Annotated in this window: 17 protein-coding genes, 1 pseudogene and 1 riboswitch; of the genes and pseudogenes, 10 read left to right on the top strand and 8 right to left on the bottom strand. The window is 60.0% G+C overall.

Features of this window, described 5'->3' with window-relative positions; genetic code table 11:
• Window positions 1–88: 88 nt before the first annotated feature.
• Window positions 89–295 (bottom strand): hypothetical protein, encoded by a 207-nt coding sequence (locus tag PMI30_RS03385; protein WP_007939788.1) that lies wholly within the window; start codon window positions 293–295, stop codon window positions 89–91.
• 193 nt (window positions 296–488) lie between these two features.
• On the opposite strand from PMI30_RS03385, the gene PMI30_RS03390 reads away from it, so the two are divergent.
• Window positions 489–767 (top strand): hypothetical protein, encoded by a 279-nt coding sequence (locus PMI30_RS03390; protein WP_008014178.1) that lies wholly within the window; start codon window positions 489–491, stop codon window positions 765–767.
• Between the two features lie 174 nt (window positions 768–941).
• Here PMI30_RS03390 and PMI30_RS03395 read toward each other — a convergent pair whose 3' ends face one another.
• Window positions 942–2,105 (bottom strand): 1-acyl-sn-glycerol-3-phosphate acyltransferase, encoded by a 1,164-nt coding sequence (locus PMI30_RS03395; protein ID WP_008014177.1) that lies wholly within the window; start codon window positions 2,103–2,105, stop codon window positions 942–944.
• A gap of 142 nt (window positions 2,106–2,247) precedes the next feature.
• Here PMI30_RS03395 and PMI30_RS03400 point away from each other — a divergent pair, with 142 nt between their 5' ends.
• Genes PMI30_RS03400 through PMI30_RS03410 form a run of 3 tightly spaced genes read left to right on the top strand, consistent with a single transcriptional unit; the run spans window position 2,248 to window position 3,359 of the window.
• The gene (locus PMI30_RS03400) at window positions 2,248–2,430 is read left to right on the top strand and encodes a CPXCG motif-containing cysteine-rich protein (RefSeq protein WP_008014176.1); all 183 of its coding nucleotides are present in this window, start codon (window positions 2,248–2,250) and stop codon (window positions 2,428–2,430) included.
• 9 nt (window positions 2,431–2,439) lie between these two features.
• A complete protein-coding gene (locus tag PMI30_RS03405; RefSeq protein WP_008014175.1) occupies window positions 2,440–2,700 on the top strand; it encodes a putative signal transducing protein in 261 nt (86 codons plus the stop codon).
• 35 nt (window positions 2,701–2,735) lie between these two features.
• Window positions 2,736–3,359 carry an SOS response-associated peptidase gene (locus tag PMI30_RS03410; protein ID WP_008014169.1) on the top strand — a complete coding sequence of 208 codons (624 nt, stop codon included), beginning with the start codon at window positions 2,736–2,738 and terminating at the stop codon, window positions 3,357–3,359.
• 97 nt (window positions 3,360–3,456) lie between these two features.
• Here the strand turns inward: PMI30_RS03410 and PMI30_RS32275 are convergent, their stop codons facing one another.
• Window positions 3,457–4,200, bottom strand: coding sequence for a methyl-accepting chemotaxis protein (locus PMI30_RS32275; RefSeq protein ID WP_443216320.1), 744 nt, complete (start codon window positions 4,198–4,200; stop codon window positions 3,457–3,459).
• Window positions 4,201–4,311: 111 nt separating this feature from the next.
• Window positions 4,312–4,509, bottom strand: a pseudogene (locus PMI30_RS32270) (HAMP domain-containing protein); the annotation flags it as partial.
• A 1,362-nt stretch (window positions 4,510–5,871) separates the two neighbouring features.
• Here PMI30_RS32270 and PMI30_RS03420 point away from each other — a divergent pair.
• A complete protein-coding gene (locus PMI30_RS03420) occupies window positions 5,872–6,690 on the top strand; it encodes a M48 family metallopeptidase (protein ID WP_032836235.1) in 819 nt (272 codons plus the stop codon).
• A gap of 148 nt (window positions 6,691–6,838) precedes the next feature.
• Here PMI30_RS03420 and PMI30_RS03425 read toward each other — a convergent pair whose 3' ends face one another.
• From PMI30_RS03425 to PMI30_RS03435, 3 genes are all read right to left on the bottom strand, one after another.
• Window positions 6,839–7,423, bottom strand: coding sequence for a TMEM165/GDT1 family protein (locus tag PMI30_RS03425; RefSeq protein WP_032836242.1), 585 nt, complete (start codon window positions 7,421–7,423; stop codon window positions 6,839–6,841).
• Window positions 7,424–7,514: 91 nt separating this feature from the next.
• Window positions 7,515–7,639, bottom strand: a riboswitch (yybP-ykoY riboswitch).
• 194 nt (window positions 7,640–7,833) lie between these two features.
• Entirely contained in the window at window positions 7,834–8,832 is a 999-nt protein-coding gene (locus PMI30_RS03430) for a class I SAM-dependent methyltransferase (protein WP_008014162.1), read from the bottom strand.
• Window positions 8,833–8,865: 33 nt separating this feature from the next.
• Window positions 8,866–9,831, bottom strand: coding sequence for a 2-hydroxyacid dehydrogenase (locus tag PMI30_RS03435; RefSeq protein ID WP_008014160.1), 966 nt, complete (start codon window positions 9,829–9,831; stop codon window positions 8,866–8,868).
• Window positions 9,832–10,131: 300 nt separating this feature from the next.
• Between PMI30_RS03435 and PMI30_RS03440 the strand changes: the two genes are divergently transcribed.
• From PMI30_RS03440 to PMI30_RS03460, 5 genes are all read left to right on the top strand, one after another.
• Window positions 10,132–10,761 carry a LysE family translocator gene (locus tag PMI30_RS03440; protein WP_008014158.1) on the top strand — a complete coding sequence of 210 codons (630 nt, stop codon included), beginning with the start codon at window positions 10,132–10,134 and terminating at the stop codon, window positions 10,759–10,761.
• 286 nt (window positions 10,762–11,047) lie between these two features.
• Entirely contained in the window at window positions 11,048–12,730 is a 1,683-nt protein-coding gene (locus PMI30_RS03445; protein ID WP_008014156.1) for a fatty acid--CoA ligase, read from the top strand.
• A 335-nt stretch (window positions 12,731–13,065) separates the two neighbouring features.
• Window positions 13,066–14,955, top strand: a complete 1,890-nt coding sequence (locus PMI30_RS03450) for a DUF1302 domain-containing protein (RefSeq protein WP_008014154.1) — start codon at window positions 13,066–13,068, stop codon at window positions 14,953–14,955.
• A gap of 28 nt (window positions 14,956–14,983) precedes the next feature.
• Window positions 14,984–16,348, top strand: coding sequence for a DUF1329 domain-containing protein (locus tag PMI30_RS03455; protein WP_008014153.1), 1,365 nt, complete (start codon window positions 14,984–14,986; stop codon window positions 16,346–16,348).
• Between the two features lie 397 nt (window positions 16,349–16,745).
• Entirely contained in the window at window positions 16,746–19,484 is a 2,739-nt protein-coding gene (locus PMI30_RS03460) for a LuxR C-terminal-related transcriptional regulator (RefSeq protein WP_008014151.1), read from the top strand.
• Between the two features lie 285 nt (window positions 19,485–19,769).
• Here the strand turns inward: PMI30_RS03460 and PMI30_RS0129995 are convergent.
• Window positions 19,770–20,986, bottom strand: a 1,217-nt coding sequence (locus PMI30_RS0129995; protein WP_008014149.1) for a calcium-binding protein, incomplete at its 5' end; no start/stop codon positions are given.

The following is a 20,986-nucleotide window of genomic DNA, read 5'->3' as shown; positions in this document are numbered from 1 at the left end:
TGCTCGCGATGGCGGTGTGTCAGGCAACATCCACGTTGAATGTGAGAAAGCCTTCGCGGGCAAGCCTCGCTCCTACAGGGCACGACGCTCAAGCCGCCTCCGAGTAAAAATCCAGAACACTCACCCCCGTCAGCAAATCCGTTTCCGGCAAATCCGCATGTTGATGCCCACCCAGCGCGCAATACACCAGCCAATGCCGGTCCTGTACGTTGAAGGCGAGGCTGCCGACTAAGGTTTGTTGTTCGTCGCTTTGGGCAATGAGGTAGAGGCGGTCCTGGTTTTCGGCGTGGAGCATGACGGGGTCCGTGTCGGTTTCGAGGGGCGACAGACTGGCGGATTCAGATGACGGCGCCGTGACACAGGACAGCAATCGGCTAAATGGTTTCGTTATTTGTCGGAAAGCCGGGGCAGGTCGGAGCGCTTTCGGTAGAATCCGCGCCGTGGTCGTCGGTCCGGCGTCTGCTACACCGGTTTGCCTGAGGTTTGTGATGTCGCTGCATTTGATTTCGCTCTTTACCGCTCATCCCGCCAAATTGATCAATTTGCTGGCCTTGCTGTTCGCCTTCCCGGGCAGTTGGTTGCTGCACGCCACCCGTCGTCGCGAACAGCGCGCCATGGCCAGTATCGAGGCGCAGCGCCAAAGTCGTCCCAGTGAAGAGCCAACACTGGATTGGGCGACCCTGCGCATGAACCGTTTTTTCTACCGCTTCGGTTTCGCCTGCCTCGGGATGGCGTTGCTGGTGTCGTGGATCAGTACTCGCGTCTGAAGATCTGACACAAGACCCTGTGGCGAGGGAGCTTGCCGTGGCGAGGGGGCTTGCCCCCGTTGGAGTGCGCAGCACTCCCATCCCCGTACATGAACCTGAAATGGGGCCGCTTCGCAGCCCAACGGGGGCAAGCCCCCTCGCCACAGGGCGCCGTTGTCATTTCCAGCCATTGCCTTACAGCGGCAACCCGGCCTTGACCCGATACTGATTGCGCACCGGCGTCGCATATTGCAGCACCAGGAACGGGCGATGCTCCTCAGGGCAGGCATCCAGCCGGCGCTGCCATTCTTCCTGGGCCTTGGCCAGTTCGTCAGCCGCAAACACCTCGGCCGCTTTCGGCACCTGTAGTTGCGGGTCGGCGTCTTTCCACTGCGCATAGGCCAGGTAGTGCACCGGGAACAACCGGTAACCACCAAGAATCTGCTTGTCCATTTCGATCGCCAATTGCTTGGTGTCTTCGAACAGCTCGGTGATCGGCGCGGCGAAGTTTACGTGGACCCGGCCTTTGTAACCGGTGATGCCTTTGGCGATGCTTACGTCATCCTCGCCCGGCACCTTGGTGTAGCTGCCGGTGGTGGCGCGGATGTACAGCTCGCGGGCCTTGGCCTGGTCGCACGGGTCGTATTCGTAGCTGATCGACACCGGGGTGAGGTTCAGCGAGCGGATGACTTCGCCGAACGGCTCGTCCTTGCGGCTCATGTGGAACATCTTGAGGATTGCCGACTCGGTGCGGTCGTCGCCGTCCTTGGCCCGGCCTTCAGCCTGGGCGATCCAGATCGAGGCGCAATCGTTGCGGATCGAGTGGTTGATGTACGCCGACAACAGCTGATACGCCGCCATTTTTTCCCGGCGACCGGTGATCGAACGGTGCACGATGAAACTCTTGTTCAGGCGCATCAAATCGCTGACAAAAGGCTTTTGCAGCAAGTTGTCGCCAATGGCGATGCGCGGGGTCGGCAGGCCGGCGTGGTACACGGCGTAGTTGACGAAGGCCGGGTCCATCACGATGTCGCGGTGGTTGGCGATGAACAGATAAGCGCTGCCGGACTTGAATTGCTCCACGCCGGTGTACGTCACACCGTCCGTGGCACGCTCGATGGTGTGGTCGACGTAAAACTCGACTTTGTCCTGCAAGGTGGCCACCGAGTTGACGTCGGCGAACTCACGGCGCAGTCGATGAGCTATAAGAGGTTTGAGCATCCAGCCGAAGGCACCGGCATAACGCGGGAAGCGGAAGTGGGTGAGGATATCTAGAAACGCCTTGTCGCCGAGCAGCCGTGCCAGCACCGCTGGGACTTCGCTATCGTCGTAAGGTCGGATGGCATCGAATTCGCCCATCATGCTCTCTTGTTAGAAACGGCTAGGGTAAGTAAAGGTTTTGATCGAAAACCAACGGGGCACGGTCTGAAAAGTTAGCCAGACGAAAATAGCCCTGCAAATAGACCGGCGATTATACGCACAAGTCACTTGGGAGACCGCGATGCTGGAAACAGAGCGCTATGAATGCCCGTATTGCGGTGAAGAATCCGAGGCGGTTCTGGATTTGTCCGGTGGCGATCAGGAATATATTGAAGACTGCCCGGTCTGTTGTCGGCCGATCAGGTTTCATCTCGAAACCGATGGTTTGGAATGGATGCTCGAGGTTTACAGCGAAGACGAGTGAGGGGCGCGAATGCAGCGAATCTACGAGCCGGAAAATCTCATGGAAGGCGAACTGCTTCAAAGCATGCTCGCCAGCGAAGGTATCGAGGCACATCTGGTGGGCCGGGATTTGATCGGCGGCACTGGGGAATTGCCGATGTTCGGCCTGCTGGGCTTATCGGTCGATAACGATCAGGCCGAATACGCTCGGGAGCTGATCACCGCGTACAATGCCGCGCTGCCGCTGTCCGGCGATGAGCCGGAGAGTTTTCCCGGCACGCTGGTCTGTTAGGCTGACGTTCGTTTGATCAAGAGTCGTATTGCCCCATGTGTGGACGTTATGCCCTGTTTCGCTGGAACCCCGCCTTCGCGGCCCTGCCCGGATTCCCCGTCGATCAGCAGGCCCAGTGGAATATCTCCCCCAACGATTCGGTGCTGATGCTGCGTGCCGGCGCAGACGGGCAACGTGAGTTGGCCCGCGCCCGCTGGGGCCTGACGCCGCCGTGGCTGACCGACCTGTCCCGCACCCCGGCCCATGCCCGCGCCGAAACCGTTGCCGAACAGCCGATGTTTCGCGAAGCCTTGCGCCTGCGTCGTTGCCTGCTACCAGCCAATGGTTTCTATGAATGGCGCGGCACTACCCGCAAACGTCCGTACTGGCTGACCCCGGGGGAGGGCTCGGCGTTGTTCTTCGCGGCGATCTGGGAGGCGTATCCGGTGCAGGAGCAGGTGTGGTTGAGTACGGCGGTGATCACCCAGCCGGCCTCGAGTCAGCGTCGACCGTTGATTCTCGATGCGGCGGGGCAGCAAGCCTGGCTCAACCCCGAAACGCCGCTGCATGCCTTGCAGGCGTTGCTGGCCAGCGAACCCGCGGCGCTGCGTGAGCGGGTGCTGGCGAACCTGGTGAATGATCCGAAGCTCAATGGGCCGGAATGTTTGACCCCGGGGTGATGAGTTGTCTGGGCTGACGCCTTCGCGGGCAAGCCTCGCTCCTACGGTTAGGTGATCCCCTGTAGGAGCGAGGCTTGCCCGCGAAGAGGCCTTCGGATCAAACCTTGAACTGATTGATCAACCGCCGCTGCTGTTCCGCCAACTTGGTCAAATCCGCACTGGCCGCGCTCGATTCATCCGCTCCGCCGGCCACTTCATTGGCCACTTGCCCTATGTTGATCACATTACGGTTGATGTCGTCCGCCACCGCGCTCTGCTCCTCGGCGGCGCTGGCGATCTGGGTGTTCATGTCGTTGATCACCGACACCGCCTGGGTAATGGTTTCCAGCGCCTCGGCCGCTTTCGCCGCGTGCTGCACACTTTCGTCGGTGCGGTTCTGGCTGTCTTCCATGACCCGCACCACATCGCGGGTGCCTTGCTGCAGATTCTGGATCATGGTCTGGATTTCTTCAGTGGCCTTCTGGGTTTTCTGCGCCAGGTTGCGCACCTCATCGGCCACCACTGCAAACCCACGACCTTGCTCACCGGCACGGGCGGCTTCGATGGCCGCGTTCAAGGCCAATAGATTGGTCTGCTCGGCGATGCCGCGAATGGCCGTCAGGATCGCGTTGATGTTTTCGCTGTCCTTGGCCAAGGTCTGCACCACGCCGACGGCTTTGCCGATTTCCACCGCCAAAACGCCAATTGAATTCGACGTATCCCGGACGATTTGCATGCCTTGCGCCGCTGCCTGATCCGCATGGCTGGCGGCTTGCGCGGCCTGGGTCGCATTGCGCGCGACATCCTGGGCGGTGGCGGTCATTTCATGCACGGCGGTCGCGACCTGATCGATCTCGGCCATTTGCTTATGCACACCGATGTTGGTGCGAATGGCGATGTCGGCGGTATGTTCCGAGGAATCACTGACGCTCTGCACCGACGTCACCACTTGAGTAATCATCGCCTGCAACTTGGCGAGGAAGGTGTTGAAGCCTTTGGCGATCGAGCCCAGTTCGTCGGCGCGGTCACTGGTCAGACGACGAGTCAGGTCGCCTTCGCCCTGGGCAATATCGTCGAGCATCGCGACCATTTGCTTGAGTGGGCGAGCAATGCCGTGGCCCACCAGCCAGATCACCAACAAACCGATACCGGCAATCAACAGGCCGACCATGGCCATGCCAAAGGTGTCGGATTTGCGCTGTGCGTCCAGATCACCCTGAAGTTTTTGCAGATCGGCCATCACCGCGTTCAGCGGCAATTGCAGCATCAAGGTCCAGCGGGCGTCGGTCTGACCAATGCCGAAGGGCAGGTACAACTCGATCCGGCCCTGGGCCTTGTCGACGGTGTAAGTCACTTCGCCACGCTTGAGATTGGCCATATTGGCAATCTGCTTGCTGTCGAGGATGTCGCTGACTTTCTCGCCGAATTTGCTCGGGTCTTTGGTGTAGGCGACGATCCGGCCGTTACTGCCGATCAGGGCCATTTCACCGGCGCCGCCGTACAGTTTCTGATTCGCCCCCAGGAGCATTTCCTGGATGAAGTTCACCGACAGGTCGGCGCCGACGATGCCCTGGAATGCGCCGTTGAGCATGATCGGTTCAATGAAGGAGGCGAGCATGACGATCTTGTCGCCGACCTTGTAGGGCGCCGGATCGATCACGCAGGATTTTTTGGTTTCCTTGGAGCACAGGTAGTACTCGCTGGCGCGTACGCCGGTGGACAGGGTTTTCTGGTCGTCGACGTCCACCAGTTTGTCCAGGCCCAGGCTGCCGTCTTCGTTGCGGAACCACCACGGCAGGAAGCGCCCGTTGCTGGCGTCGATGCCGACCACTGGGGTGTCGACGTAGGCCGCATCATTGTGGTCGAGGGCGTTTTTTTCCCAACCGATGTAGGTGCCGAGAATTTTCGGGTTGCGGGCGACGTTTTCCTTGATCAGGCTGATCAGTTGCTCACGGCTCAGGCTCAACTGTGGCTGGCCATCGGCGCCCGGAGTACCGATCAACGCGTTCACCCGCACCAGGCCACCGGCGATCAGCAGTGGTGCTTCGAGTTCGCGCTGGATTTGGCTGACCTGGGTTTGCGCCAGCGAGGTCAGGCGTTGTTCGATGACTTGCTCGAATTGCGCCTGGGTCCGTTGCTGAACCATGTCTTGGGTCCGGGCGCCGGAAAACAGCGCGTACAGCACCAGGGCTGCGACGACGCTGAGCACGATGGCGCCGGCCAGGGCGGCAACGGAAAACTGGATCGACTTGAATTTCATGGGTGCTCCGCACGCAAGAGGACGTCTGCGGTGCTGTATCGGCAGGCTGGCGGAGGGTCATGAACGAGGTGCCACGAATTGGCTGTTTTGGAGTGCTGGATGTCGTAAATGAATCATTGCGGACCGTGATCGGCCGTGGCGGGCGCTGGTATGTGAATTTTTTCCTACGGTGATAAGGGCTTTGTCTGAAATGTAGGTGCTACACGTCCGTTGTATCTGGCGCCGATACAAATCCCCACCTAGGATACGCGCATGTTTCCAGGGAGCTTCTTGATGAATAAGACATTGGTTTTGTGTGCACTGAGCGCAGGTCTGCTGCTCGCCGGTTGTCAGTCGGTCAACACCACTAGTGGTGGCGCCGTGGGCGTTGAGCGCAAGCAATACATGTTCAGCATGTTGTCGACCTCCGAGGTCAATCAGATGTACGCCCAGTCTTATCAAAAGACCGTCGGGGAGGCGAACAGCAAAGGCGTGCTGGACCAAACCAGTAACGATGCCAAGCGCGTCCAGGCGATCTCCAGGCGGCTGATTGCCCAGGCACCGGTGTTCCGTCCGGATTCAGCGCAGTGGCAATGGGAAGTGAACCTGATCAAGAGCGACGAGCTGAATGCCTCCTGCGGGCCTGGCGGCAAGATCATTTTCTACACCGGGCTGATCGACACCCTGCATCTCACCGACGACGAAATCGCCGCCATCATCGGCCACGAAATCGCTCACGCCTTGCGCGAGCACGGTCGCGAAGCGATGTCCAAGGCTTACGGCATCGAAATGGCCAAGCAGGGTGCTGGTGCGTTGTTCGGCCTGGGCGAGGGCGGCCTGGCTCTGGCGGACACCGTGGCGAAATACGGCATGACCTTGCCCAACAGTCGCGAGAATGAAAATGAGGCAGACCTGATCGGCCTCGAATTGGCGGCCCGCGCGGGGTACAACCCGAATGCCGCGATCACCCTGTGGAACAAGATGAGCAAAGCCTCGAATGGCGCGCCGCCAGAGTTCTTGAGCACTCACCCGGCGTCGGCCAGTCGGATTGCTGCCTTGCAAGCGGCGATTCCGAAGGTGATGCCGTTGTACGAGAAAGCATCGAAATCCTGATAGTCATTGGGTGAGGCTGCTGACGCCTTCGCGGGCAGCCTCGCTCCTACAGGTTTTCGGTCGATTACATAATGTGTGTACGACCCAAAACCTGTGGGAGCGAGGCTTGCCCGCGAAGAACGATAACGCGGTCTAACGACCTACCACGTCAAACCCACCCACTGCTCTCCATCGCCTTGTACACCGCAACAATCGCCAGGATCAGGAACGCCGATGCCGCCAGGCGACGGATCAGGGTCAAGGGCAGTTTGTCCGCCGCAAAATTACCTGCCAGTACCACTGGCACGTTGGCAATCAACATCCCGGCGGTGGTGCCGATGATCACCAGCCACAGGTCCGGGTATTGTGCAGCGAGCATTACGGTTGCGACTTGGGTCTTGTCGCCCATTTCCGCGAGGAAGAACGCAATCAGCGTCGTCAGGAACGGCCCGAATTTGCGGGCGGTGCTGGCTTCGTCTTCATCCATCTTGTCCGGCACCAGCGTCCACAGCGCGGTGGCGGTAAAGCTCGCGGCGAGGATCCAGTGCAACGTCGCATTCGAGAAGAAACTGCCGAACCAGGCCCCTACCGCACCGGCAGCCGCATGGTTGGCCAGGGTCGCGGCGACAATGCCGGCGATGATTGGCCAGGGTTTGCGAAAGCGGGCAGCAAGAATGAGCGCGAGCAGTTGCGTCTTGTCGCCGATTTCGGCCAAGGCAACGATTGCGGTGGGAACGAGTAGAGAGTCCAACATCATCAGGGTTTTCCTAAGGGGCGGGTCGACACGGCTATGACACGTACAGCCTTCCCGCCCCGGGTAAGGTGTTCGTGTCATAGGTCTTGTCAAACCCTGCGATCCGTCTGATGCGGACGCTTGGGTCGCATACGCCATGGTCTGAGGACCAAGTATGTTGACGTATGCCGGACGAGCATGGCGCTCGTGGGAGACTACTCCCCTAGGACGGAGCGGATTCTGCCTAGGCAAATCCGATTGGGCAAGCCCCAATGTCGGTAGTCAGGTTGCGGAACCTGTGGGAGCGTGGCTTGCCCGCGAAGAACGATGACGCGTAGTACCTGAAAAAACGCGGTGCATTCTTCGCGGGCAAGCCACGCTCCCACAGGTTATTCGTCGCTCCAGGGCAGCCCTCTTTTGCAAAAGTGTTTTCAGCCGCGCTTGGCCCGGTAGATTCGGAAACCCTGTCCTTCAGCCTTGATCGCACACACGCCCAAGTGCTCTTCGATCAGTGGTTGATACTTCAGGAAGCTGTTCGCTACCAGTCGAAGTTCGCCGCCGTTTTTCAGATGTTTAGCCGCTTTTCGCAGCAAGTTCTCGGTGGCGAAGTAGTCGGTGTGTACGCCGACATGGAACGGTGGGTTGCTCAGAATCGCGCTCAAACCCATAGGGGCGGCATCGATGCCGTCACCGGTCAGCACCTCCGCGTCCAGGCCGTTGGCGGCCAGGGTCAGGCGACTGCTGGCGGCAGCAAACGCATCCACGTCGAGCAGGGTGACCTGGTTGTGTGGATAACGCCGCTTGACCGCCGCCCCCAACACACCCGCGCCGCAACCGAAGTCCAGCAAGTGGCCGCTGGGCAGTTTGTCCAGATGTTCCAGCAGCAGGGCGCTGCCGCGATCCAGTCGACCGTGGCTGAACACGCCCGGCAGGCTGATGACTTTCAATGGGCCTTCGGCCAATGGCAGTTCATATTCCTGGGCCAGGCTTTCCAGCGACTTGGCTTCTGGTGCATTGGCCACGGTGACCTGCCAGAGCTGGCAATGCCGTGCGCTGTCGAGCTTGCGGGGTTTGCCGAAGGGGTTCAGTTGCTTGGCTGCGCCTTCGATACCACTGCGTTTTTCGCCCACCAGGTACAACTCACGGCCGGCCAAACGAGAGGCGAGGGCGTTGAGGATGTAGTCGGTCAGGTCTTTGGACTTGGGCAGAAACACCACGGCGTTGTCGAAGCCGCGCTCTGGCGCATTCACGCCAAAATGGCTGCGCTCGGCGAAACGGGCGTCCAGCGCTGCTTGATCGCCAGCGTGCCAGCACCAACCGTGGGCATCGGGCAGGCGGCCCAGCAAATCATCGGCGGGCAAACCGGCCAGCAGCACCGAACCCTGGAATAACTCGGCCTGACGAAGCAGTACTTCACTGCGCGGATCCATACTCTGCTCCTGGAAAAAAAGTGCCGCAGTTTATCAACTGACGACCCGCAGCGCTTGACCGCTGAAGTAGCCCTGGGTGTTTTCCGTCAACTGGCCAACGATCCGCTGCCGCGCCTCGCGACTGCCCCAGGCGTTGTGCGGGGTGACGATCAGCCGTGGAATATCCCGGGCCAACAGCGGATTGCCCGCAGTGGGCGGTTCGACACTCAACACGTCGGTGGCCGCGCCGCCCAAGTGACCGTTGCGCAGGGCGTCGGCCAATGCCTGCTCATCAATCAAACCGCCGCGCGCGGTGTTGACCACGAACGCACCGGGTTTCATCGAGGCCAGTTCGCGGGCGCCGATGAAGTGGCGAGTGTGTTCGTTGAGCGGGCAGTGCAGGGTCAGGGCGTCGATTTGCGGCAGGAGTTCATTTAGCGGCAAGCGATCCGGTCGGGCCGGGCGCCCCGGAATCTGACCCAGCAACACGCGCATGCCGAACGCCTCGGCCAACCGCGCCACGGCACTGCCCAGTTCACCGTGGCCAAGCAGACCGAGGGTTTTGCCTTCGAGTTCGACGATCGGATAGTCCAGCAGGCAGAACTGTTTTGCCTGTTGCCAGCGACCTTCTGCGACCGCCTTTTGATAGTCGGCCAGCCGCGTCGCCAGATTCAGCAACAACATGATCGTGTGCTGAGCCACCGACGGCGTACCGTAACCCTGGCAGTTACAGACAGTGATCCCGTGAGCACGGGCGGCGGCGAGGTCGACGTTGTTGGTGCCGGTGGCGGTGATCAGGATCAGCTTCAACTCGGGGCTGGCCGCCATGGCCGCCGCATCGATCAGGATTTTGTTGCTGATGGCGACAGTGGCGCCCTTGAGGCGTTCGACCACCTGATCAGGCGTGGTTTGCGTAAACAGCTGCAAGTCGCTGAAGCACTCGCGTAGTGGGCTGAGGTCGAGATCGCCGAGGTCCAGGGACGGATGGTCGAGGAAAACGGCGCGGCGAGAGTTCGTCATCAACTGTACCTTTTGTGCATTGAACTGAAGGCGTAATCTGCCGAGCCTACCAGATGAAATACCTGTGGCGAGGGGGCTTGCCCCCGTTGGGTCGCGAAGCGGCCCTAACCCAGGCGACCGTGTTCTGTCAGGCATACCGCGTTATCCGGTTTGCGCCTGCTACGCAGCCGAACGGGGGCAAGCCCCCTCGCCACAGGTTTTGACAGGTGCCACATGTTTGGCAGATGCCACAGAAAAGTGGCAAAGAGGTGAAGTTTGCCTCGAAAATTTTATTGATCAGCCTGCCCAAAAGGAGCCCCCATGTATTGGACAGAGTTCTTGACCGTTGCCCTTATTCACCTGCTGGCCGTCGCCAGCCCCGGCCCGGACTTTGCCGTGGTGGTGCGTGAGAGCGTGACCCACGGTCGCCGTGCCGGAACCTGGACGGCGCTGGGCGTCGGCTCGGCGATTTTCCTGCACGTCGGTTATTCGCTGCTGGGTATCGGGCTGATCGTGTCCCAGTCGATCGTGCTGTTCAATGCCTTGAAATGGGCCGCCGCCGCGTACCTGCTGTACATCGGCTTCAAGGCCCTGCGCGCGCAACCGGCCCCACCTGCGGCTGCCGACCTGCATCAGGAAGCCGGCGAACGCACCGCGCGTGGCGCTTTCACCTCGGGATTCGTGACCAATGGCCTGAACCCGAAAGCCACGCTGTTTTTCCTGTCGCTGTTCACCGTGGTGATCAACCCGCACACACCCTTGGCAGTACAGGCCGGTTACGGGATTTATCTGGCAGCGGCGACGGCAGTCTGGTTCTGCCTGGTGGCGATGCTGTTCAGCCAGCAACGCGTGCGCGCCGGTTTCGCCCGCATGGGCCACTGGTTCGACCGGACCATGGGCGCGGTGCTGATCGCCATCGGCGTGAAACTCGCGTTCACCGAGATGCACTGATTTCTCAAGGTATGCGCAACCCCCCCGTAGGAGCTGCCGCAGGCTGCGATTTTTTGATCCTGGGTGATTTCGATATCGCTGAAGATCAAAAGATCGCAGCCTTCGGCAGCTCCTACGCCTTCAGCTGCGCATCCGATATACATAACGAATTCCTGCAAATGCTGGCGCAAAGCTAGCATTTGTACAGCTGTGCAAATCATCCCTTTGGCTGATTTGACTGGCGTTCAAGGGCTCTAGAGTGCTTAGCTTTAAAAGCCAAGACCGTGCAGTCAGAAAAGGGACTCTTATGTTGCAGACTCGCGTTATCCCCCCAGCCGAGGGCGCTTACCAGTATCCGCTGTTGATTAAACGGCTGCTGATGTCCGGTGCCCGTTACGAAAAAACCCGCGAGATCATCTACCGCGATCAATTGCGCTATAGCTATCCGACCCTGATCGAACGGGTCGCGCGGCTGGCCAACGTGTTGACGGCCGCCGGCGTGAAGGCCGGAGATACCGTGGCAGTGATGGACTGGGACAGCCATCGCTACCTGGAATGCATGTTTGCCATCCCGATGATCGGTGCGGTGATCCACACCATCAACGTGCGCCTGTCGCCGGAACAGATTCTCTACACCATGAACCACGCCGAAGACCGCTTCGTGCTGGTCAACAGCGAGTTCGTCGGGTTGTACAAGGCGATTGCCGGGCACCTGACTACCGTAGAGAAAACCCTGCTGCTGACCGATTTGCCGGAAAAAACCGCCGACCTGCCGAACCTGATTGGCGAGTACGAGCAATTGCTGGCTGCCGCGAGCCCGCAGTACGATTTTGAAGACTTCGACGAAAACTCGGTCGCCACGACGTTCTACACCACCGGCACCACCGGTAACCCCAAAGGCGTGTATTTCACCCATCGCCAGCTGGTGCTGCACACCATGGGCGTGTCAACCATCATGGGTTCCATCGACAGCGTGCGCCTGCTGGGCACCAACGACGTGTACATGCCGATCACCCCGATGTTCCATGTGCATGCCTGGGGCTTGCCGTATGTAGCAACCATGCTCGGGCTCAAGCAGGTCTACCCCGGCCGTTACGATCCCGAGTATCTGGTGGAACTGTGGCGCAAGGAGAAGGTGAGCTTTTCCCACTGCGTGCCGACCATTCTGCAAATGGTCCTCAATGCCAAGGCGGCGCAAAACATCGATTTCGGGGGCTGGAAAATCGTCATCGGCGGCAGTGCGCTCAACCGTGCGCTGTATGAAGCAGCCAAAGCCAAGGGCATTCAGTTGACCGCCGCTTACGGCATGTCGGAAACCGGGCCATTGGTATCGTGCGCGCACCTTAACGATGAGCTGATGGCCGGCACCGAAGACGAACGCACCACCTACCGGATCAAGGCCGGTGTGCCGGGGCCGTTGGTCGAGGCGGCGATCGTCGACACCGACGGCAACTTCCTGCCTGCCGATGGCGAGACCCAGGGCGAACTGGTGCTGCGCGCGCCGTGGCTCACCGAGGGCTATTTCAACGAGCCGCACAAAGGCGCCGAGCTCTGGGCCGGGGGCTGGCTGCACACCGGCGACGTGGCGACGCTGGACAGCATGGGCGTGATCGACATTCGCGACCGGATCAAGGACGTGATCAAGACTGGCGGCGAGTGGATCTCCTCCCTGGACCTGGAAGACCTGATCAGCCGCCACCCTGCGGTACGCGAAGTAGCAGTGGTGGGCATCGCCGATCCGCAGTGGGGCGAGCGGCCGTTTGCGCTGTTGGTCGTCAGGGAAGGGCATGAGATCGGGGCCAGGGAACTCAAGGAGCACCTCAAGCCGTTCGTTGAACAGGGCCACCTGAGCAAGTGGGCTATCCCGAGCCAGATCGCCATTGTTACTGAAATTCCCAAGACCAGTGTCGGCAAACTCGACAAGAAGCGCATCCGCGTCGACATCACCGAATGGCAGGCTAACAACAGTACCTTCCTCTCGACGCTTTAAGCGTCTGCTGGCGCGCCGAAAACGGCGCGCCAGACCCACCAAGCAAGCGCTTGACTTGTGAAATCCGAATTTTCAGCCATCCTTGCCGGGCCGACATGTGTCGGACTGGCGAAAGGACTGTTCCAGAGTGGCCGGCAGCTGCAAATCACACTTTAGAGGGATCAAGCACTACTACCTGCTGGCTATAGTCCGCTCAAGGATTTTTAAGAACGGAGCTCACGCACAAAACGGGGCGATGCAACTTTGGAGTGACTTCGGAACCGCTTGGCTTCCGGTCACCCACAACGTTTTTAAAAGTACTCAGCCATAACAATAATGCACATGGAGTAGCGTCGATGACATCAGTAAACCAGTTCTGGCGCCGGGCGAAACTGCCCTTGGCGGTCAGTCTTGCCTCTTCGCTCGCCGGGCCTGCATTCGGCGTCAGTTTCAACGTCGGAGAGATCGAAGGTCAATTTGACTCATCCCTGTCGATCGGAGCCAGTTGGTCTACTCAGAGCCCCAACAAGAATCTTATCGGCGTCAATAACGGGGGCCACGGCCTGTCCCAGACGTCCGATGACGGTCACAACAACTTCAAGAGCGGCGAAACCTTCTCGAAGATCTTCAAAGGCATCCATGACCTTGAGTTGAAATACGGCGATACCGGTGTCTTTGTCCGGGGTAAATACTGGTACGACTTCGAACTCAAGGATGAAAGCCGCCAGTTCAAGGACATCAGCGACAGCAACCGCAAAGAAGGCGCCAAGTCCGCCGGCGGTCAGATCCTCGACGCCTTCGTTTACCACAACTATGCCATTGCCGATCAGCCGGGTTCCGTGCGTCTTGGCAAGCAGGTTGTGAGCTGGGGTGAAAGTACTTTCATCGGCGGTGGCATCAACTCGATCAACCCGATCGACGTGTCCGCGTTCCGTCGTCCCGGTGCCGAGGTCAAGGAAGGCCTGATCCCGGTCAATATGTTCTACGTGTCCCAGAGCCTCACCGACAATCTGTCGGCCGAAGCCTTCTATCAGCTGGAATGGGACCAGACGGTCGTCGATAACTGCGGCACCTTTTTCTCCCAGCCAGACATCATTGCCGACGGTTGCGACAACAACCTGCGCGTGCTGAACAAGCGCTCGACCATTCCGGCCGCCGCCCTGCCTACATTGACCAGGCTGGGCGTCGACGTAAACGATGAAGGTGTGCTGGTGCGCCGTGGGCCGGATCGCGATGCGCGGGACAGCGGCCAGTGGGGCGCGTCCCTCAAATACATGTTCGAGCCGCTGGACACCGAGTTCGGTGCCTATTTCATGAATTACCACAGTCGTGCGCCGATCTTCAGCGCCACCGGTGCTCCAGCGTCGGCTTACGCCCGGGCAGCGGCTTTGCCGGGGGCGCTTCGGGCTTTGGCACCCTTGGTGGTCGCGGGTAACTCGAACTACTTCGTCGAGTATCCGGAAGACATCCGCCTCTACGGCTTGAGCTTCTCCACGACCCTGCCTACCGGCACTGCGTGGAGCGGTGAACTCAGCTACCGTCCGAACGCGCCGGTGCAGCTCAACTCCACCGACATCCTGTTTGCCGGCGTACGCCCATTGGGTGGCGCCCTGACCAATGCTTCGCTGCTCCCTGGCGTGCCGGGTCAGGACTTGCACGGCTATCGCCGCAAGGAAATCACCCAGTTCCAGACCACCCTGACGCACTTCTTCGATCAGGTCATGGGCGCCAGCCGTCTGACCCTGGTGGGCGAAGTGGGTGTGACTCACGTCGGTGGCCTGGAAAGCAGCTCCGAGATCCGTTACGGCCGTGACCCGGTCTACGGGCCTGGTGAACTGCCGGCTACCGGCGGCCTCAACACCTGCTCGGCGATCCTCAACACCAGTACCATCAACGGTGCCGGCGCAGGTGCTGCTACCAACAACCGCAGCCGCAACTGCGAAGACGATGGCTTTACCACGTCGATGTCGTGGGGTTATCGCGGTCGCGCCATCTGGGAATACAACGATGTATTCGCCGGTGTGAACCTCAAGCCGAACGTGGCCTGGTCCCATGACGTGAGCGGTTACTCGCCTGGCCCTGGCGGTAACTTCGAGGAAGGTCGTAAAGCGGTGAGCCTGGGTGTCGATGCCGAATACCAGAACACCTACACCGCGAGCCTGGCGTACACCAACTTCTTCGACGGCAAGTACACCACCGTGGATGATCGCGACTTCGTTGCGCTCAGCTTCGGCGTGAACTTCTAAGCACTGTATTTTCAGGACGAACACATTTATGAAAATAACAAAGAGTCTGTTCCACGTTGGCGTTCTGGGGCTGTCGCTGCTGGCTACCGGTGTCATGGCGGCGGTCCCTGCGGCCGAAGCGGACAAGCTGGGCAAGAGCCTGACCCCGATGGGCGCCGAGATGGCGGGCAACGCCGACGGTTCGATCCCTGCCTGGAAACCCATGCCGAAAAACGCCGGTAACGTGGACAGCAAGGGTTTTCTGTCTGATCCGTTCGCGAGTGAAAAACCGCAGTTCACCATCACTGCGCAGAACGTCGACCAGTACAAGGACAAGCTCGCGCCGGGCCAGTACGCAATGTTCAAGCGCTACCCGGAAACCTTCAAGATGCCGGTCTACCCGTCCCATCGCGGTGCCACCGTGCCGGATGAGGTGTTTGCCTCGATCAAGAAGAACGCCACCAACACTAACCTGGTGTCCGGCGGCAACGGTCTGGAAAACTTCGAAACCGCGATCCCGTTCCCGATTCCGAAAAGTGGCGTTGAAGTCATCTGGAACCACATCACCCGTTATCGCGGCGGCAGTGTGACCCGTCTGATAACCCAGGCCACACCGCAGCCGAACGGCTCGTTCAGCCTGGTGTACTTCGAGGACCAGTTCGTGTTCCGCGACAAGATGAAGGATTACGACCCGAAAAATCCGGGCAATATCCTGTTCTACTTCAAGCAGAAAGTGACCGCGCCGGCGCGTCTGGCCGGTGGCGTGCTGCTGGTGCACGAAACCCTCGACCAGGTTAAGGAGCCGCGTTCGGCATGGGTCTACAACGCCGGGCAGCGCCGTGTGCGTCGTGCGCCGCAAGTGTCTTATGACGGGCCGGGTACCGCTGCCGATGGCCTGCGTACCTCCGACAACCTGGACATGTACAACGGTGCGCCGGATCGCTACGACTGGAAGCTCGAAGGCAAGAAAGAGATGTACATCGCCTCCGACAGCTACAAGCTCGATTCGCCACAGCTGAAGTACGCCGACATCATCAAGGCCGGTCACATCAACCAGGACCTGACTCGCTATGAACTGCGTCGGGTCTGGCATGTGGTTGCGACCCTGAAGGAAGGTCAGCGTCACATCTACGCCAAGCGTGACTTCTATATCGACGAAGACACCTGGCAGGCGGCTGTGGTCGACCACTACGACGGTCGCGGGCAACTGTGGCGTGTCGCCGAGGCTCACTCCGAGAACTACTACGACAAGCAAGTGCCGTGGTACGCCCTCGAAACCTTGTACGACCTGCAATCGGGCCGCTACCTGGCCCTGGGCATGAAGAACGAAGAGAAGTCAGCGTATAACTTCGGCTTCACCGCCACTACCGCAGACTTCACGCCGGCAGCTTTGCGTCAGGAAGGCGTTCGCTAATACGGTGTAAACCGAGGCCGCATCCTCGAAAAAAAACGCCCCGACTGGTTCGGGGCTTTTTTTTATCGGAATTTTGTATCAGGGCCCACTTGTCAGCGTGGTGGGACTCGCGAAACAGTCGGTGACTGTGATGGCCCTTTCGCGAGCAAGCCCGCTCCCACATTGGATCTTCGGTGGACATACAAATCTGTGTGCAAGGGAGATCCAGTGTGGGAGCGGGCTTGCTCGCGAAGGGAGCGACACGGTCTGTCGAAAAAAACTGCACTTCAGGCTTGGCAACTTCTGTTCGTAGTCTTTTTGTAGCCATTTGTAGCAATAACCTTCAATAGCTCTACGTTTACCGCTAGGCTGCGGACATCTGTAACGCCGCCATCAGCCTTTCAAACAAGAGCCGGCCATGACTGATCTGTCCCCACTTACGGGCCCTGCAAGCGTTGCCGTTGCCGCATTGGACGGACGCTTTTTCCGGCCTCCGCTGCCCGACGGCCATGTGCTGCGGCCGCGTTTGTGCGAGCGCCTGAGCGCCGGCCTCGGTGGCAGGCTATTGCTGGTCAGCGCACCGGCGGGGTTCGGCAAGAGTTCATTGGCGGTGGAGTTTTGCCAGGGGTTGCCGGGTCACTGGCAAAGCCTGTGGCTAGGGTTGAGTCCTCGGGACAGCGACCCCGGTCGTTTTCTTGAGCGCCTGCTCGAAGGTCTTCAGGAGTATTTTCCGCAACTGGGCAGGCAGGCGCTGGGGCTGCTGAAAATGCGCCAACGTCATCAGCCGTTCGCCTTCGAAGAATGGCTGGACGGTTTGCTCGATGAGCTGGCTGTGCACCTTTCACCCGGTACGCCGCTGTTGCTGGTGCTTGATGACTATCATCTGGCCCAAGGCCCGGTGCTTGATCGTTGCCTGCAATTTTTTCTCAATCATTTACCCGATGGCCTGCTGGTCATGGTCACCAGTCGGCAACGTCCCGACTGGCATCTGGCACGCCTGCGACTGTCGCGGCAACTGCTCGAATTGCATGAACAGGATCTTCGACTGACCCACGATGAAGCCCTGACCCTGCTTGATCGACACAGCATTTCATTGCGTGGCGAGGCGCTGGAGAGTTTGATCCAGCGCAGCGAAGGCTGGGTGGCCGGGCTGCGCTTCTGGTTGCTGGCGGCCTCCGAGGCGGGCAGCGAGGGCGCATTGCCCCAATCGCTGTACGGTGGGGAAGGGCTGATTCGCGATTACCTGCTCGAAGAAGTGATCGATTGCCTGCCCGCCGAGGTGCAGTCATTCCTGTACGAGACCGCGCCTCAAGAGCGTTTTTGCAGCGAGTTGTGCGACGCCGTGCGCGAAGCCCATGACAGTGCCGAGATCCTGCGTTTCCTGCTGGCGCATCAGGTGTTTCTGGTGCCGCTGGACGAACACGGTCACTGGTATCGCTATCACCACCTGTTTTCCGACCTGCTGCGCAGCCGGCCCACCGCCCAGGCGATGGTGCCGACGGCCAGCCTGCATCTGCGTGCCTGCCGCTGGTTCAACGCCCAAGGGTTACTCGATGAGGCGGTGGAGCAGGCGTTGCGTGCCGGGCATCTGGACGTTGCAGCGAATCTGGTACAAAACCTCTCTGAAGAACAACTGCTGGCCGAGCAGAACGTCGGCATGCTGTTGCGCTGGAAAATGGACTTGCCCGACAGCCTGCTGATCAGCACGCCACGGCTGATCGTGCTCTACAGCTGGGCGTTGGGGCTGGCCTGCCAACTGGACGCCGCCGAGGAGCTGGCCAGCCACTTGAGCCGCTTCCTGCCGGCCCCGTCGGCCACTGCGCAAAAATCCATGCTGGCACAGTGGCTGGCCCTGAGCGGCATCATTGCCCGGGGGCGAGGCAATCGCGAGCTGACGTTGCTCTATTGCACCGAAGCGCTGGAGAGCCTGCCGGCCAAACGCTATGGGCAGCGCCTGATGTGCCTCTCGACATTGTCTAACCTGGCCATTGCCGACAGCGACCTCTGGCGTGCCCGGGGGCTGAATCGTGAGTCCCTTGAACTGGCACAACGGGTCGGCAATCCGCTGTTCGAGGCGCTGGCCCATTACGACCGCGCTCGCGTGCTGCAAGCGCGCGGGGAGATTCTTCGCTCACTGGATGAAGTCCGCCAAGGGCTGCAACGCCTGCAAGGATTATCTGCGCAACGGCTGTATGCGGTGCGTGCACGGTTGACCTTGTATGAGGGTTTTTTGCTGGCGCTGCGCTTGCAACCCCAGCCCGCGCGGGCACGTTTGCTCGCGGGTCTGGGCGAAGCGCGGGCCTGTCGCGACATCAGTGTGCTGATCGGCCACTGCGTGATCGCCCGTCTGGAGGGCAGCAGCGGCGAGTTCGCCAAAGCCTTTGCCGAACTCGCCGAGGCCGAGCGTCTGATGCACATCTGGGATGTCCCGCCGATTTACTACCTGGCGATGATCACCCTGGTCAAATGTGAACTCTGGCTGGCCCAGGGCCGCACCGACCTCGCCGAAGCCTGGCTCACGCGATTGGGTCAGACCTACAACGGAGAAAAACCGGCAGCGCCGCCGGAGTTCCATCCACAACTGCCGCTGCACATTGAACTGCAACAGGCGGTGCTGGACATGATGAAAGGCCAGTCCATGCTTGCCGAAGGGCGCTTGAACGCGTTGCATGAACACGGTCAGCACAGCGGCCGGCAGATGCTCAGCGTGATGGCGCTCAGTCAGAAAATCATCCTGTTGCTGGCGGGCGGGCGCGAGTCCGAGGCCCGCAAAGCGTTGGCCCAGGCTTTGGAAGCGGCCGCCGGCGGCGTCCTGCAACCGTTTGACCCATTGTTGACCGAACATCCGGACTGGCTGCGCGGGCAACTTCAACTCTGTACGCCGACGGCCGTTTCGCAGAGTCTCTCGGAAAAGCTTCCGGTTCTGGTCTCCCGCCCGGTGCTGGAGTCATCACCTGCTGCCGAACAACTCAGTACGCGTGAACTGGCGGTTCTGCGACTGATCGCCCAAGGGTGTTCGAATCAGGAAATCAGTGATCAGTTGTTTATTTCGCTGCACACGGTGAAAACCCATGCCAGCCATATCAACAGTAAACTTGGGGTAGAGCGCAGGACCCAAGCGGTGGCAAGGGCAAAGGAGTTGGGGGTGTTGTCTTGACTGAGGGACAACGGCATCTCTTAAAGCAAAACGCCCCGAACAAGTCGTAATGCTGTTCACTTAAGCGCGACTCTCAGTCATGCCAACCTTTGTGGCGAGCGAGCGAGCTTGCTCGCGCTGGGCTGCGTAGCGGCCCCAAAAATCTGATAACAATCGCCGATTTTTGTGAGTGCTACGTACTCAAGCGCGAGCATGCCTCCCTCGCCACAGGTTACTCACTGACTCAAGACTCTTAAGTGAACAGCATTGCGAACAAGTCGGGGCGTTTTCATTGTATTGCCGTTGTCATGCCACCAGATCGTTGGCACTAAAGGTGTCCACGCCTACCAGCTGAATTTCGAAGTCAGCACCCAGCGTGCCGTTGATGTTGCCGTACAGCACATGATCTTCGAAACGCAGTTGTCCTGCCCCTGTGAATGCATTCGAGTCAATGAAAGTGAAGGCGTTGAACGCAGTGGTGAGGATATTGGCATCGAGTTTCGACAGGTCGATTTTGTCACCCTGCAGGCTGCTGAAGTCGGTGATGAAATCGCTGTTCGTCCCTTTGCCCAGCTCGCTTATCAAACTGAAAATAAACCGGTCGGCACCAGAGCCCCCCGTGAGGGTGTCTGCGCCCAGACCTCCCACCAGTAGGTCATTGCCCGCACCGCCGTCGAGCAGGTCGTTGCCCGCTCCGCCATTGAGCTGGTTGTTGCCGCTATTGCCTGTCAGTACGTTATTCAGGGTGTTGCCGACACCGTTGAGGTTATTGCTGCCGGTGAGGGTTAGGTTTTCCAGGTTGGTACCGAGGGTCCAGCTCTGCGAGGAGCGCACGGTGTCTATTTCGCTCACCAGGAGGCTACTCTCGGTGACTACGTCCTTGAGGTTGTCGACGATATAGGTGTCATTGCCGCTGCCGCCGCTCATCACGTCGGCGCCGATTCCGCCATCCAGAACGTTGTTGCCGGAGTTACCGATCAGACGGTTGTTCAGAGCATTGCCGGTACCATCGAGGTGGTCAGTGTCGGAGAGGGTCAGGTTCTCGAGGTTACTGCCCAAGGTATAGCTGATCGACGACAGCACTGTGTCGATCTCGGCCAGCGAGGTGCCGCGTTCGATCACCGTGTCGCCGACATTATCGACGAGGTAGGTGTCGTTGCCGGCCCCGCCGTCGAGGGTATCGGCGCCGGTCTTGCCGTCGAGGATGTTGGCGGCGGCGTTGCCGGTGAGGCTGTTGTCGAGTTCGTTGCCCGTGAGGTTCAACGCGGCGGCGCCGAGCATCACGCCGTCTTCGACGTTGGCTGAGAGGGTGTAGCTCACCGCCGTGCGGATCAGGTCGCGGCCTTCGTCGGCCAGTTCGGTGACCTTGTCGGCGGCGTTGTCGATGACGTAGGTGTCGTCGCCACTGCCACCGCTGAGAGTGTCGGCACCCGCGCCGCCATCCAGCCAGTCATTGCCGGCTCCGCCTTGCAGGGTGTTGACGGAGGCATTGCCGAGCAGGGTGTTGTTCAGGTCGTTGCCGA

It is taken from the genome of Pseudomonas sp. GM50 (assembly GCF_000282375.1).
Lineage (GTDB): Bacteria > Pseudomonadota > Gammaproteobacteria > Pseudomonadales > Pseudomonadaceae > Aquipseudomonas.
Note: the sequence above shows the minus strand (reverse complement) of the source record. Positions and strands in the feature narration are given on the sequence as shown.

Excerpts from the sequence above, each read along its gene's own strand:
- PMI30_RS03385 (WP_007939788.1), bottom strand. The coding sequence starts at position 295 with ATGCTCCACGCCGAAAACCAGGACCGCCTCTACCTCATTGCCCAAAGC.
- PMI30_RS03390 (WP_008014178.1), top strand. The coding sequence starts at position 489 with ATGTCGCTGCATTTGATTTCGCTCTTTACCGCTCATCCCGCCAAATTG.
- PMI30_RS03395 (WP_008014177.1), bottom strand. The coding sequence starts at position 2,105 with ATGGGCGAATTCGATGCCATCCGACCTTACGACGATAGCGAAGTCCCA.
- PMI30_RS03400 (WP_008014176.1), top strand. The coding sequence starts at position 2,248 with ATGCTGGAAACAGAGCGCTATGAATGCCCGTATTGCGGTGAAGAATCC.
- PMI30_RS03405 (WP_008014175.1), top strand. The coding sequence starts at position 2,440 with ATGCAGCGAATCTACGAGCCGGAAAATCTCATGGAAGGCGAACTGCTT.
- PMI30_RS03410 (WP_008014169.1), top strand. The coding sequence starts at position 2,736 with ATGTGTGGACGTTATGCCCTGTTTCGCTGGAACCCCGCCTTCGCGGCC.
- PMI30_RS32275 (WP_443216320.1), bottom strand. The coding sequence starts at position 4,200 with ATGGCCGAGATCGATCAGGTCGCGACCGCCGTGCATGAAATGACCGCC.
- PMI30_RS03420 (WP_032836235.1), top strand. The coding sequence starts at position 5,872 with ATGAATAAGACATTGGTTTTGTGTGCACTGAGCGCAGGTCTGCTGCTC.
- PMI30_RS03425 (WP_032836242.1), bottom strand. The coding sequence starts at position 7,423 with ATGTTGGACTCTCTACTCGTTCCCACCGCAATCGTTGCCTTGGCCGAA.
- PMI30_RS03430 (WP_008014162.1), bottom strand. The coding sequence starts at position 8,832 with ATGGATCCGCGCAGTGAAGTACTGCTTCGTCAGGCCGAGTTATTCCAG.
- PMI30_RS03435 (WP_008014160.1), bottom strand. The coding sequence starts at position 9,831 with ATGACGAACTCTCGCCGCGCCGTTTTCCTCGACCATCCGTCCCTGGAC.
- PMI30_RS03440 (WP_008014158.1), top strand. The coding sequence starts at position 10,132 with ATGTATTGGACAGAGTTCTTGACCGTTGCCCTTATTCACCTGCTGGCC.
- PMI30_RS03445 (WP_008014156.1), top strand. The coding sequence starts at position 11,048 with ATGTTGCAGACTCGCGTTATCCCCCCAGCCGAGGGCGCTTACCAGTAT.
- PMI30_RS03450 (WP_008014154.1), top strand. The coding sequence starts at position 13,066 with ATGACATCAGTAAACCAGTTCTGGCGCCGGGCGAAACTGCCCTTGGCG.
- PMI30_RS03455 (WP_008014153.1), top strand. The coding sequence starts at position 14,984 with ATGAAAATAACAAAGAGTCTGTTCCACGTTGGCGTTCTGGGGCTGTCG.
- PMI30_RS03460 (WP_008014151.1), top strand. The coding sequence starts at position 16,746 with ATGACTGATCTGTCCCCACTTACGGGCCCTGCAAGCGTTGCCGTTGCC.